A 14,314-nucleotide genomic window follows, 5' to 3' on the forward strand; every position below is an offset into this window, starting at 1 on the left:
TCGAAACCATGAACCCATCCCTGGATATCGACCTGCTGCGCACCTTCCATGCCGTGGCCCGGCTGGGCCAATTCCGCGCCGCCGCGGAACAGGTCCACCGCAGCCCGGCGGCCGTCAGCATGCACATCCAGCGGCTGGAAGCCCTGGCCGGTGGCCGGCTGCTCGAGCGCGACAACCAATCGGTGACGCTGACGCCATTGGGCCAGCGCGTGCTGGGCAGCACGGCCGAGCTGCTGCGCGTCCACGACCGGGTACTGGGCGGCATCCAGGGGACGGCGCTGGCCGGGCGCATCAAGCTGGGCCTGCCCGACGAGTACGCTGCCCACGTCATCCGCGACATCCTGCCGCTGTTCGCGGCGCAATGGCCGGGCGTCGTGCTGGAAGTGACGACGGCGCCCAGCCTGGCCTTGCGTGATCAGGTCGAGCGCGGTCGCCTGCATCTGGCGCTGGCGGCGCAGGCGATGGCCAAGCGGCCGGACGGGCGGGCGCTGACCCTGACCACGCCGGTATGGGCAGGCGGCGCCGGGCTGGGAACGCCGTTGCCCGATCCCCTGCCCTTGGCGCTGCATGCGGCGCATTGCCCTTACCGGGAGGCAATGACGACCGCCTTGGACCGCGCCGGCCAGGCCTGGCGGGTGGTCCTGAGCAGTCCGTCGAGCCAGGCGGTGGCGGCGTGCGTCGAGTCCGGCCTGGCCGTGAGCCTGATCGATCGCTCGCGGATCACCGGCGCGATGCGCGTGCTCGATGGACTGCCGGCCATCGCGGCGCATGAAATCGTTCTATTGCGCGCCGCCGCATCGCCGGCCGACCCGGCCGCCGATCTGCTGGAACACACCCTGCGGCGCCATTTCAGGCTCTAGCGCACGCCGCTGCATCGGCGTCCCGCGCCAGGAATGGCCATCCCCCGCCAGGCGTGGCCGCGCGGGACAGCCCCTGGGCGCTGCGCCCTGTGGCTCCTACCGAATACGGCATCTGGCCCTAGCGCTGTGGCCCGATCCGGGCAAACTGGCACCACAGGCCGCACCGGCACAAGCCGGTCGCGTCGGGGCGCGGCCCATTCTCTACGGGAGATCACCATGAACGCCTTATACCGCCTCATCCGCCGCGGCATCCTGGCCGGCCTGGCCGCCACCGTGCTGGCCGCGCCCGCCCATGCCCAGACCCGCCTGACCGTGGGCTACCAGCTCATCGTCGGGCCCTTCCTCACCGCCATCGCCGACGGCAGTTTCGATGCCGCCCTGAAAGACGCCGGTTACCAGGTCGACTGGCGCCAGTTCACCTCCGGCGGCGACATTTCCACCGCGCTGGCCTCGGGCAACGTGCCGGTCGGCGTGCTCGGCTCCACCGGCATCACCTCGGCCGCCACCCGCGGCGTCGACCTGCAATTGTTCTGGGTCCTGGACAACATCGGCAAGTCCGAAGCGCTGGTGGCGCGCAATGGCTCCGGCATCAACAGCACCGCCGACCTGAAAGGCAAGCGCGTGGCCACGCCGTTCGTGTCGACCTCGCACTTTCACCTGCTGGTGGGGCTGGAGCAGGTCTGGAAGATCAATCCGCGCGAGGTACGCATCCTGAACATGCAACCGCCGCAGATCGTGGCCGCCTGGCAGCGCGGCGACATCGACGCCGCCTACGTCTGGCCGCCTGCGTTGACCGAGATCGAGAAAACCGGCAAGGTCATCGCCGATTCCGAAGCCATCGGCCGCGCCAGCGTGCCGACCTTCGACGGCCTGGTGGTCGACCGCGCCTGGGCGGCCAAGAATCCCAAGTTCATGGCCGCCTTCACCGCCGTACTGGCCAAGTCGTATGCCGCCTACCGCGCCAACCCGGCCGCCTGGACCGCCGACTCGGCCCAGGTCAAGCGTATCGTCAAGCTGATCGGCGGCAAGCCCGATGACGTCGCCGCCGCGCTCAAGCTGCTGACCTTTCCCACCGCCCAGGAGCAGGCCTCTTCCGAATGGCTGGGCGGCGGCAAGGAGTCGGGCGCGGCGCGCGCGTTCGCCGCCAGCGCTAAATTCCTGAAAGACCAGAAGCAGATCGACAAGGCGCTGGACGACTACAGCGCCCACGTCACCGACCAGTACGCCAAAGCGGCCGCCAAATAGCCGCGGCCAGACGCCGGGCGCGCCGCAAGCCGCGCCCGGCCCCGTCGCCCGCCTGGCCGCGGGCGACGCACCATGCAAGGGGACCTCGCATGACCTCACCCGCCACGCCCGCCGCGCAGGCCCTGCGCGCGGACCACGTCAGCGTCACCTACCCCGGGCTGCACGACAGCGGGCCGGTGGTCGCGCTGCAGGACGTCAACCTGACCATCGAACCCGGCGAATTCGTCGTCGCCCTGGGCGCCTCGGGCTGCGGCAAGACCACGCTGCTGAGCCTGCTGGCCGGCTTCCTGTCGCCCACCGAGGGCGACATCACGCTGGGCGGCCGGCCCATCACCGGCCCCGGCGCCGACCGCGGCGTGGTGTTCCAGAAGCACGCCCTGCTGCCCTGGCTGAACGTACTGGAGAACACCGAATTCGGTCTCAAGCTGCAGGGCGTGGACAAGGAGACGCGCCGCGCCCGCGCCCGCCGCAACTTGGAGCTCGTGGGCCTGAAGGACTTCCACCGCCACATGATCTACCAGCTTTCCGGCGGCATGCAGCAGCGCGTGGGCATCGCCCGCGCCCTGACCTGCGATCCGGCCATGCTGCTGATGGACGAGCCGATGGCGGCGCTCGATGCGCTCACGCGCGAGACCATCCAGGAGCTGCTGCTGGATATCTGGCGCCAGACCGGCAAGATGTTCTTCTTCATCACCCATAGCGTGGAAGAGGCGCTGTTCCTGGGCTCGCGGCTGATCGTCATGTCGCCGCGCCCGGGACGCATCACCCACACCTTCCAGCCGGACTTCAACCGGCGCTACCTGGAGACGCGCGATGGCCGCGGCATCAAATCGAGTCCCGACTTCATCGCCATGCGCGAGCAAGTCCTCGGCATCATCTACGGCGATGAACTCGCCGCATCCGACGCGCAGGCCGTCCATGCCTAGCGGCCTGGGCCGCCGCCGGCCGGCCGCGCCCGGCAAGGTCTACGGCGCGCCGGGCGCCGGCTACAGCGGCCACATCAGCCTGCTGACCAGCATCGCGCTGCTGGCGCTGTGGTTCCTGGCCACCAACGCCGGCTGGGTCAAGCCGCTGTTCCTGCCGTCGCCGCAGGCGGTCTACGGCAAGTTCGTATCCGCCATGACCGAGGGCGTGGCCAACTCGACTCTGGCCGAGCACGCCATGGCCAGCCTGACGCGGGTGTTCTCGGCCTTCTTCCTGGCCTGCGCCACCGCCATCCCGGTCGGCATCCTGATGGGCGTGAACCGCTACGCGCGCGGCATCTTCGATCCGCCGATCGAGTTCTACCGCCCGCTGCCGCCGCTGGCCTACCTGCCGCTCATCATCATCTGGTTCGGCATCGGCGAGTTTCCCAAGATCCTGCTGATCTACCTGGCCATCTTCGCGCCCATGGCCATCGCCGCGCGCGCCGGCGTGCGCTCGGTGTCGATCGAGCAGATCCACGCCGCCTACGCCATGGGCGGCACGCGCATGCAGATCGTCTGGCACGTGATCCTGAAAGCCGCCATGCCGGAGATCTTCACCGGCATGCGCATCGGCATCGGGGTCGGCTGGACCACGCTGGTGGCCGCCGAGATGGTGGCGGCCGACCGCGGACTGGGCTTCATGGTGCTGAACGCGGCGCAGTTCCTGGCCAGCGACACGGTCATCATGGGCATCATCGTGATCGGCGTGTTCGCCTTCGCCTTCGACCTGCTGGTGCGGTATCTGGAGAAATTCGCGATTCCGTGGAAGGGACGCATCTAGGACGCCCGCCGTTCCATTTTCGGGCCGATGCGTCCGCGCCAGACGCATCGGCAGGGCAATCCCGCATTCCTTTTCTCCACCTGGCTCCTCTATCCTGGGATCGCGTCCCCGGTGCCGGCCGCTCCTGCGCGCCGGCCTGGCCGGGACGCGCCGCCACTACAAGGAGCCGCCATGTCCAGCCAGGCCTCGATGCTCAAGCCTGTGTTGTGGGAACGCCTGTTCGAACGGGAAAGCGCCCCCAATCTCAGCCTGCAGGGCCGCGTGCGCCAGATGCTGGTGTCGGCGATTCTCAGTGGCCACCTGCCGCCGGGCGCGCCGGTGCCGTCCAGCCGCTATCTGGCCGACCAGTTGCGCATCGCCCGCAACACCGTGGTGTTCGCCTACCAGCAGTTGGTCAGCGAGGGCTATTTGGAATCGCGCGAGCGCAGCGGCCATTTCGTCCACGACGGGGTGCTGGAGGGCCGCTCCGCGCCGCCGGCGGCCGACACGGACGCGGCGCCGCCGGCCGACCCGGTGCGCTGGGACGAGCGGCTGCGTTTTCGCCCCACGCGCCAGCGCAACATCGTCAAGCCGCGCGACTGGCAGAAGCAACCCTATCCCTTCGTCTACGGCCAGTTCGACCAGGACCTGTTCCCCACCGCCGACTGGCGCGAATGCTGCATCAAGGCCTTGTCGGTGCTGGATATCCGCAGCTGGGCGCCCGACCTCATCACCCATGACGACCCCGCGCTGATCGAGCAGATCCGCACCCAGGTGCTGCCGCGCCGCGGCGTGTGGGCCGACGCCGAGGAAATCGTCATCACCGTCGGCGCGCAGCATGCGCTCTACCTGCTGGCCGACCTGCTGGTCAACGAGGACACCGTGGTCGGCATGGAAGACCCCGGCTATCCGGATGCGCGCAACATCTTCGCCAGCCATACCCGCCACCTGCTGCCGCTGCCGGTGGACGACCAGGGCCTGCGCACCGGCACCCACCTGCTCGGCTGCGACTACGTGTTCGTCACGCCCGGCCACCAGTGCCCGACCACCGTGACGCTGTCGCCGGCGCGGCGCGAGGCCCTGCTGACACTGGCGCGCCAGGCCGACAGCCTGATCATCGAAGACGACTTCGAAAGCGAAAGCCGCTGGGGCGATGGCGCCATCCCGGCGCTCAAGAGCCTGGACCGCGACGGCCGCGTGATCTATGTCGGCAGCCTGGCCAAGTCATTCGCGCCGGGGCTGCGCATCGGCTACATCGTCGCGCCGCGCGAACTCACCGCCGAACTGCGGGCGCTGCGCCGCCTGATGCTGCGCCATCCGTCCGCCTACATCCAGCGCGCGTTCTCGCTGTTCATTTCCCTGGGCCACCACCATTCGCTGCTGCGGCGCCAGTCGCAGGCCTACCAGAAGCGCGGCGGCGAACTGGCGGACGCGCTGGCGCGCTGGCTGCCCGACTTCACCGCCGTGCCCATCACCGGTTCGTCCTCATGCTGGCTCAAGGGTCCCGAATGGCTGGACGCCACCGAGCTGGCGCAGGCCGCGCTGGCCGAGGGCGTGGTGGTGGAGCCGGGCCAGGTGTTCTTCATGGAAGCCGCCCGCGCGCCGCGCAACTTCCTGCGGGTCGGCTTCACCTCGATCCGCGCCGAGCATATCGGCCCGGGCATGGAGCGGCTGGCGCAGGTGGTGCGCCGCTTCCGCCTGCGCGCGGCCGCGTAGGCCGCGCGGGCCGGGCCCGCCACACCAACAGGATGGCGCCGCTGGCGGCGGGCCGACCCTCGCGCCCCCGTAGCGGCGCAATGCCGTCGATGGCGAACATCCCGCCACGCTGAAGCCGTCCGATTTATCGACACTGGCGGCTCCGGCCCCGCCAAACTCAAGTCCAATCCTATTCCATCGTAGACGACGGAAGATCCCGCCCAGGAGATCTTTCCGCCGCCGCTCGCCGCGCCCCCCGAAAGCGCGGCGGCGCGGCGGGCATCGTCCCCGCTCTATGAAACGACGTCGAACACCCGCGACGGCGGCTCCTCCTTGCCCCTGGGTGCACGTCCCCCACCATGAACAAGATCTACTCGCTCAAGTACAACCATCAAAACCAGCTGGTCGCGGTATCCGAGGTATGCGGCGCGCGCAGGCGGGGCTCGACCACCGGCGCACCCCGCCGCGCGCGGCGGAAAGGCCCGCTCGGCACGCTCGCGACCGCCTTGCCGCTGCTGGCCGCAGCCCTGCTTGGCGGCACGGCCAGCGCCAGCTACGTCAGCATCGACATTCCCTACCAGACCTACCGCGATTTCAGCGAGAACAAGGGGGCCTTCCAGCCCGGCGCTCTGGGCCTGCCCATCTACGACAAGTCCGGCCAACTGCGCGGCCGCTTGAGCGACACCATTCCGTTCATCGATTTTTCCAGCGTCAGCGACGATCGGGCCATTGAAACCCTGATCGCGCCCCAATACGCCGCTGGCGTGGCGCACAACGTCTACCACGACGAAACCCGCTTTGGCGGCACGGTCTACACCCAGGTCAGGAGAGACCTGCATCCCAATTATCATACGGTGCGCGATTACACCCAGGAATGGGATTTTGATATCACCCGCACAAACAAACTGGTAACCGATGTGGCGCCCATCGCCAGATCCGTGGTCGCGCGAGCGGCGGTCTCGGCGCTTGACGTAAACGACAAGGATCGCTGGACAGAGGCGGAGCGTCAGCAATTTCCACTGTTCTACCGCGTCGGCATGGGTATTCAGTTCGTCGGCCCCGATCCGGACAAAGGCGTGAATATGGGACATGTCGATCCCGACCCCGCCCACCACATCAAGGACGGCGAATACTATCTCGGCTTTGCGTATAAATGGGCGACCGGTGGCATTGTGACGCCGACATGGTCGAATGAGACCTTTGTCATCGCCGAGGGAGACAAGGGTCTGCTGCCTTCATTCGTGGAACAAGGCGACAGCGGGTCCCCCTTGTTCGCCTGGGATGCCCGTAAAAGACAATGGGTGCTTGCCGGCACGGCGGCGGATCTTGCCATGTCCGAGCAAGGTAGCTACGTTTACTGGTCGCACCTGCCGGATGACTTTATCGCCGGCGTCATGAACAAAGATAACGACCCGGACGTCATCCACACCGCGGGCGACGGGGTTTTGGCTTGGACATTCGACAGCGCGCAGGGCACGGGCACGCTGAAACAGGCCACTGGCGCCCCTTACGCCATGCACGGCTATAAAAAGTCGGCCTCCTTTGCGCTCGGCAACAGCGCGCTCGACTTCCCTGGCCTGGATGCGGGAAAGAACATCGCCTTTCGCACGGCGGACGGCACCGGTAGCGGCCACATCCGGCTGAAAAGCGCCGTTGACCAGGGCGCGGGCGCGCTGACCTTCCATAACGACTACGTCGTTTCCCCCGACACGAACCAGACCTGGATAGGCGGCGGCATCGACGTGAAGAATGACGTCAACGTGCAGTGGAACATCAATGGCGTATCCGGCGACGACCTGCACAAGATAGGCGCTGGCACCCTGACCATCGGCGGCACGGGCTTCAACCCCGGCGGCCTGCGCGTAGGCGACGGCAAGGTGATCCTGGCCCAACAGCCGGATGCCGACGGCCGCGTCCAGGCATTCGACGCCATCACCCTTGCCAGCGGGCGGGCCGAAGTCGTGCTGGGCGACGCCAGGCAGGTCAACCCGGACCGCATCCAATGGGGCGCGCGCGGCGGCGTCCTGGATATCAACGGCAATGACATCACGTTCAATCAATTGCCTGGCAACGCCCGGGACCATGGCGCCACGATCACCAACCGCGCCGCGCAAAAGGCGAGCGTGACGGTCAACATCAGCCCCGTCGATCCCGACGAAGTCACCGACTACATCATCATGCCGCAGCGGACGGGCACCGGTTTGCGAGGCGACCTGTACAAGCGCGGCCTGAGCTATTTCGTCCTGAAGCAGAACAGCTTTGCCACCATTCCCTCCCTGGCTTCCCAAACCAGCGACGACTACTGGGAATACGCCGGGCAGCACCTGGCGGCCGCGCTGGAGAAGGCGAACGAGCGCAAGCGGGAATACTTCCCCACCCAAACGGAATTCATCTTCGCGGGAACCATAAAAGACAATATCGACGTCGCCATCCTCAACCAGCCGAACACCGTGCTTATCGCCGATGGCGACATCGCCGTCGGCGCCAACACCCTCACCGCGCGGCAAGGCGAACTGGTTTTCCAGGGGCATCCCGTCGTCCATGCCATCAACACGCCGGACGTCGCACAGGCGCTGCGCGACCTCGGCGATGATTCCGTGAGGACGCAATCCGTATCGTTCGACCAGCCGGATTGGGAATCGCGCCAATTTTCCGTCGGGAGCCTGGCGCTGACGGACACCACCTTCCGCTTGGCGCGCAACGCCACCCTGCAGGGCGACATCGATGCGCGCCGCGCGCGCGTCATCCTGGGCAGCTCGCTGCTGTACATCAACCGGAACGACGGCGGGCGATTGGCGCAGGAACCGGAAAGCGGTACCTCCATCGCCGCCACCGATGCCGACCAAAGCCGCTACCAGGGAAAGATCACGCTGAAGGAAAACTCGACGCTGGAAATCCGCGAGAAATTCGCTGGCGCCATCGACGCCAGCGACAGCGCCATCACCGTGGTTTCCGATCAGGCGGCGCTGACGGATCGCAGCCACTTCAGCGGCGCTTCGTTGACCCTGGCCCCCGGCGCGCGTCTCGACGCATCCGGCGGCTGGTATGGCGATGGCGCCGTCACGGTGGCGGACGGCGCCACCCTGACATTGGCCGGCGCGCCCGCGGGCCCGGCCCATTACTTCACCCAGGCCATCACCTTGGCGGGCGACAATGCAAGCCTGCACCTGGCGCCGGGCAGCCATTCGTTCGGCGACCTCTCCAGCCTGGCCGTCAGCCGCGTCACGCTCGGCGCGCCAGCCGTAACCGACGCACCGGAAACCGAGTACGCCGGAACCGTGGATGCGGCACGGGCCAGCATGCAGGTGCACGATCATGCCCGCTGGATCATCACGGGAGATTCCACGCTGCGCCAACTCCAGGCGAACCATGCACAGTTGGGCTTCGACGACGACAGCCGGACACGACACGCATTCATGACGCAGGCGCTCGCGTCGTCCGCCACCTCCCTGGCCATGGATCCGGCGCCAGCCGCGGCAATCCGGCCCGCGTACCGCCTGACGGCCGATACGATCGCCGCCTCGGATAGCACCTTTGTGTTCCGGGTCGATCCCTACGGCGGCGATCATGACCGCTTGACCGTCAACGCCGGGCTGAGCGGCAGCGGCAACCGGCTGCGGATCACGCAGCTCGGTGACGGCGCCGCCACCGGCGCCGCGCAGGCCAGAGAGGATCTGCTGCTCAGCGCCCCCGCCGCCACGCCGGTTGACCTGTTCGCGCTGGAGCAGGCTTACACAACGGGCGACGGCGCCGGCGCCGCCCAGGGCGCCGGGGCGTGGCTTGGCGGCCTCGCGGTCAGCCGGCAGGCGGATCAGCGACAATGGTGGGCCATCAGTCTGCGCGACGATGCCCCCTGGCAGTTGACACAGGATCGCCAGTTCGACGCATTGCAATTGCCGACAGGCGGCCGCGTTCAATTGTCTCAGCCGCAGGCGGACTGGGCGCCGCATACCCTGCAGACCGACACCCTGATCGCCAGCGGCGTGCATTTCGCCTTGACCGCGCGGCCGCAAACCGGGGAGACCGACAGCATTCATATTGCCACCCTGGCGCAGGGCGGCGGCAACCGCCTGGACCTCACGCTCCTGGCACAGGATCCGGTGCCGGACGATGCCAGCGGCACGTTGCTGCTGGCGACCGCGCCCGTGGCGACGGCGGACGGCTACTTCGAACCGGGTCCGATCACGCAAGGGCTCACGGTCTACGTGCCCAACCTCGAGATCGTCAACACCGACACGCAGAAAAAATGGCAGCTGGCGTACAGGAAGGTGGGCGGCGGCGCCATCCCGCCCGACGCCACGCCGCCGTCCGCCGAGACTGGCGGGGCCGACCAACCTGCCCCGCCTACCGATACCGGAGCGGCGGGCACGCCGGACACCGGCACCGCCCCTGCGCCGGCGGCCCCGCCCCTGCCGCCTGCCGACACCGGTACGGCCGGCACGCCGGCCACCGGCAGCGACCCTGCGCCGGCAGACCCGCCCCTGCCGCCTGCCGACAGCGGTACGGCCGGCACGCCGGCCACCGGCACCGCCCCTGCGCCGGTGGCCCCGCCCCTGCCGCCCGCCGACACCGGTGCGGCCGGCGCGCCGGACACCGGCAGCGACCCCGCTCCCGTGGATCCGCCCCTGCCTTCCGCCGACACCGCCGCGCCCGGCGCTGGCAGCAGCCCGCCGGGCACGGGCGGCCTTTCGCTGTTCACGCCGTTCTCCTTGAAGCTGTCCGAACTGGACACCTTGCAGTCGCGCGGCGACATTGCCAAGCACCTGACACAGGCCGGCGTCGCGGCGGACGATGGCACCATCAGGCAAATCACCGAGCTGCGCCAGCAGATCATCCGCACCGGCGCGCTGGCCAGCCTGCCGCGCGTCTCCTTCGTGCTCGAAACCAACCAGCTCGACAAGCGTCTGGGCGACGTGCGCCAGCTCAATGAAAACGCCGGGCTCTGGATGAAGACCAGCCACGGGCGCGCCGACTACCAGCAGTTCCGCCTGAAGCACACGACGCTGCAGTTCGGCGTCGACCGCAAGCTGGGCAGGCAGCTGTACGGCATCATGGGCAGCTATACACAGGGTTCCGGCCAGGGCGAAGGACCGTTGTCGGAGCGGCACACCACAGGCGGTATCGGCCTCTACTACGCCCTGATCCACGAGGACGGCCCGTTCGTTGACGTGATCGCCAAGTACCTGAAGACCAATCAGACTTACCAACTGCCAAGCCGCTTGAACATGGCCGCGCAGGACGCGCGGTCGACATCGCTGCTGGCCAGCGTGCAGGCGGGATGGCGGCAGGACTTGTTCGACGGCGGGGCCTTCATCGAGCCATCAGTCGAAGTCGTCGCGGGAACCACCAGCGGCTATACCCTGCATGGCGACAAGGGCGGTGTCGATATCCGCGTCAATGCCAGCAGGCCGGTCTATGCCAAGATCGGCGCCGCCGTCGGCCTGAACCTGCAGTCCGATGAGCAGCATGCGCTGGCCCTGTCCGCCGGCTTGTTCCGGCTGCAGAATCTGCGGCGCGGCGGCAGCATCGATATCGTGAACAACAGCAGTGCGGACGACGTGCTGCGCAATCCGATGGCGGACGATAGCCGCTATCTGGTCAACCTGTCGCTGAACGCCAGACTGTCCGCCAACTGGCGTCTCTACAGCCAGGTCGAAAGCAGTTTCGCCGGCAAGCTGAAACACGACTACAACGGCCAGATCGGGGTGCGCTATCAATTCTGAGCGCAGCCGGCCGCGCCCGCGTCATCGGCGCCGATGACGCGGGCGCGTTGCGCGACGACGCCACGGCATCGCCGCTACAGCATTTCGTCGCGCAGGTAATACCAGCGGTACAGCAGCGCCTGCCCCAGCCGGCGGAATGGCGCGAACAGGTGGCCCGGCAACGGCGAATCGTAGATCGGCAGATCCCACGCCAGGCCGTCCTGGCCCATCATGCGCTGCGCCAGACGGCGGCCCGCATGGGCCGAGAACGCCACGCCGTTGCCGCCATAGCCGAAGGCGTAATACACCTGCCGCGCCGGGTCCGGCCGGGTGATGCGCGGCATCATGTCGTGGCTGACATCGACCCAGCCCCACCAGGAATAGTCCACCTCGATGCCGCGCAAGGCCGGAAACTTGCGCGCCAGGCCTTCGCGCAGCAGCGCCAGATGGCGCGGCTGCTGGGCGTCGGCGCCGCGCAGCGCGCTGCGGCTGCCGATCTGCATGCGGCCGTCCGGCAGCAGGCGGTAGTAGAAACGCAGCGTGCGGGTATCGGTGATGAACACCGTGCTCTTGAGGCCGGCGCGGGCGCGTTCGTCCGGCGTCAGTACCCGGGTCACCATGGAGTTGGACAGGATCGGCATAATGCGATTGTCGAGCAGGCGGTTCACGCCCTGCGCCGTGTAGCCGCCGGTGGCGAAGGCCACCCGTTTGGCCCGCACGGTGCCGCCGGGCGTGCGTAACCGATAGCCGCCACCCTCCTCGCTCCAGCCCAGCACCGGGCTGCCCGGATGGATGCGCGCGCCCAGCGCGCGGGCCTGGCGCATATAGCCGTATGCCAGTTTCAGGGGATGCACGCCGATACCGTCCGGCTCGTGCAGCGCGCCCATCGCCTCATGGTCATCGACATAGCGCTCGCGCAACTCGTCCCGGGTCAGCATGCGCGTGTCGTAGCCGAACTGCTCGCGCATCACCCGCGCCTCGTTGCGCAGAAAGGCCATCTTCTTCTCGCGGTGCGCGGTGTACAGATGGCCGCCGGGCTGCGCGTCGCAATCGATGCCCGCCACCAGGCTCTTCCAGTAATCGAAGCCCTCGTGGATCTCGGCATCCAGGCGGCGCGCGGTATCCAGCCCCCAGCGCTCGATCCATTGCGAACGGTACAGCCGCCCCGACGCGTTCTGGCCCTGGCCGCCATTGCGGCTGGTGCAGCCCCACACGGCGCGGTTGGCTTCCAGCACCACGGCCCGCACGCCATAGTCGCGCGCCAGCGCCAGCGCCGCCGACAAGCCGGTGAAGCCGGAGCCGACGATCACCACGTCGGCCTCGATATCTCCCTGGATCGGCCCGTCGTCGGCCGGCGGCGCGCCGGCGGTGTCGACCCAGTAGGTCGGCGCATACTCCTGCCCGCGCCCCGGCAGCGACACCAGCGGATCGTAGCGCGGGTCATAGGCGCTGGCGGCGGGGCTCGCCGCCGCGGCCGGCCTGCCGGCGGGGTCGATGGCGGCATCGGCGGTATTCGACGGATCGGAAGACATAGCGGCATCCATGGGGCGATATCCGGTGATGGCGGCGGCTCAGGCCCGGGCCGGCATGGCCGGACGTTGCTTGCGCAAGGCATTCTTGACGCGGATCTTGCCGTCGTGGAACGTGAAGACGTCGACCATGTCCGCCTCGATCCGCGAGCCGTCCGCCGCCGTGCCGGTGAAGGTGCATTCGGACACGCCGCGCTCGCCCGCCACCCAATGGCGGCCGTTGTTCCACTGCGCATCCGGAAAATTCTTCCAGGCCGCCTCGAAGGCCGCCCGGACCGCGGCGCGGCCGCTATGCCGGGTTCCCCAGCGCTCGGGGCCGCCCACCGTTTCGAAGATGCAGTCGTCGCACATGAAGGACATCAGGGCATCGATGTCGTGGCGATTCCACGCGGCCGCGAACTCGGCCAGCATGTCCACGGTGACGGTCTTTTGCATTGCCTACCCTCCTCGATCGCCAGGCGCGACATGCGCCAGGCTCCAGTCCCAAGGTACGCGGCGGGGTGTGGCAGGGTCTAGAACCAGACGCGGCAAATCGCTTGCACCAGAAGGACCGGGACGGCGCCCTGGCGCCACTCGCGCGGCCTCACGCAGCGGCCGGCCCCAGCCGCGCGGTCAGCTCGTCCCCGTGCGCCATGGCGCGCATGCCGATGAACACCAGCGAGGGCGAGCACGCGTCGTCGGGGCGCGCCGCCTGCGTGTCGAAACGCACCCGGCGCCCGGCCCATTGCACCAAGACCCAGCCATGGCGCTCGGTGCGCAGCCAGCCTTTGGCGCGCAGCCAATGGCGCGGCAATCGCCGCAATGCATCGGCCAGGCGGTCGGCATGCAGCGTGACGGGCGCCGGCCAGAGCCAGCTCTGGAACGGATGGCGCGGATCGTCGCCGTCCCCGGCGCGCGCGTGCCCGGGACCGGTGTGCGAGTGCGGCTGCGCCGGGTCGCCGCCAGGCGCCGCGCCAGCCGCATGGCCGCCATCCGCCAGGCCGAGCAATGCGCCGATGTCCAACCGCCCCTCGCGCGTGGACACGATCGGCGCCCCGCCCGACTGGGTGCGTAGCCAGTCCCGCAACGCCGGCAGTTGCGCCGCCGGCAGTAGGTCGGTCTTGTTCAGCACCAGCAGGTCGGCCGCGCGCAATTGGCGCCGCGCGGTGTCGGCCAGCAGCGGATCGTCGAGCGTGCCGCGGATCGCGCCCGCGTCCACCAGCACCACCACCGCTTCCAGCTGCAGCAGCGGATCCGACAACCCCACCTGCGCAATGCGCCCGGGATCGGACACGCCGCTGGCCTCGATCACGATCCACTCGGGCGCCGGCTCCAGGGCCAGCACCCGCGCCAACGCGTCGTCCAGTCCGCCCGCCATCGCGCAGCAGACGCAACCATTGGCCAGGCGGATCACGTTGTCGGCACGCCGCGCCAACAGGCCCGCGTCGATATCGACCGGGCCGAAATCGTTGACCAGCAACGCGGCCCGGCGCCCGCCGGCCGCCAGCACGTGGTTCAGCAAGGTGGTCTTGCCGGCGCCCAGGAAGCCCCCCACCACCGTCAGCGCAATGCGCGCCAT

At 68.7% G+C, this 14,314-nt stretch carries 9 protein-coding genes; 6 read left to right on the forward strand and 3 right to left on the reverse strand.

The features are described from left to right. Positions 1 to 8: 8 nt before the first annotated feature. From K2W61_RS23915 to K2W61_RS23940, 6 genes are all read left to right on the forward strand, one after another. Complete coding sequence (locus tag K2W61_RS23915) at positions 9 to 860, forward strand: LysR family transcriptional regulator (protein WP_175132174.1); 852 nt, start codon at positions 9 to 11, stop codon at positions 858 to 860. Positions 861 to 1,076: 216 nt separating this feature from the next. After that, complete coding sequence (gene tauA, locus K2W61_RS23920) at positions 1,077 to 2,105, forward strand: taurine ABC transporter substrate-binding protein (RefSeq protein ID WP_236756719.1); 1,029 nt, start codon at positions 1,077 to 1,079, stop codon at positions 2,103 to 2,105. Between the two features lie 89 nt (positions 2,106 to 2,194). Continuing rightward, positions 2,195 to 3,031 carry a taurine ABC transporter ATP-binding protein gene (locus tag K2W61_RS23925; protein ID WP_175132176.1) on the forward strand — a complete coding sequence of 279 codons (837 nt, stop codon included), beginning with the start codon at positions 2,195 to 2,197 and terminating at the stop codon, positions 3,029 to 3,031. Further along, on the forward strand, positions 3,024 to 3,851 hold the full coding sequence (locus K2W61_RS23930) for an ABC transporter permease subunit (protein WP_175132177.1): 828 nt from the start codon (positions 3,024 to 3,026) through the stop codon (positions 3,849 to 3,851). The genes K2W61_RS23925 and K2W61_RS23930 overlap by 8 nt, the downstream gene beginning before the upstream one ends. Before the next feature lie 171 nt (positions 3,852 to 4,022). Next, positions 4,023 to 5,546, forward strand: coding sequence for a MocR-like pyridoxine biosynthesis transcription factor PdxR (pdxR, locus tag K2W61_RS23935; protein ID WP_175132178.1), 1,524 nt, complete (start codon positions 4,023 to 4,025; stop codon positions 5,544 to 5,546). 338 nt (positions 5,547 to 5,884) lie between these two features. Next, positions 5,885 to 11,248: a S6 family peptidase gene (locus K2W61_RS23940; protein ID WP_236756720.1), complete on the forward strand. Its 5,364-nt coding sequence runs from the start codon at positions 5,885 to 5,887 to the stop codon at positions 11,246 to 11,248. A 74-nt stretch (positions 11,249 to 11,322) separates the two neighbouring features. On the opposite strand, the gene K2W61_RS23945 is transcribed toward K2W61_RS23940, so the two are convergent. The 3 genes from K2W61_RS23945 to K2W61_RS27770 form a co-directional block, all read right to left on the reverse strand. Then, positions 11,323 to 12,759 carry an NAD(P)/FAD-dependent oxidoreductase gene (locus K2W61_RS23945; RefSeq protein WP_236756721.1) on the reverse strand — a complete coding sequence of 479 codons (1,437 nt, stop codon included), beginning with the start codon at positions 12,757 to 12,759 and terminating at the stop codon, positions 11,323 to 11,325. A 39-nt stretch (positions 12,760 to 12,798) separates the two neighbouring features. Continuing rightward, positions 12,799 to 13,191: a nuclear transport factor 2 family protein gene (locus K2W61_RS23950; protein WP_236756722.1), complete on the reverse strand. Its 393-nt coding sequence runs from the start codon at positions 13,189 to 13,191 to the stop codon at positions 12,799 to 12,801. A 148-nt stretch (positions 13,192 to 13,339) separates the two neighbouring features. Continuing rightward, a complete protein-coding gene (locus tag K2W61_RS27770) occupies positions 13,340 to 14,314 on the reverse strand; it encodes a CobW family GTP-binding protein (protein WP_272909343.1) in 975 nt (324 codons plus the stop codon).

Origin of the sequence: Achromobacter pulmonis, assembly GCF_021733725.1 — a bacterium.
Classification (GTDB): Bacteria; Pseudomonadota; Gammaproteobacteria; order Burkholderiales; family Burkholderiaceae_B; genus Achromobacter; species Achromobacter pulmonis.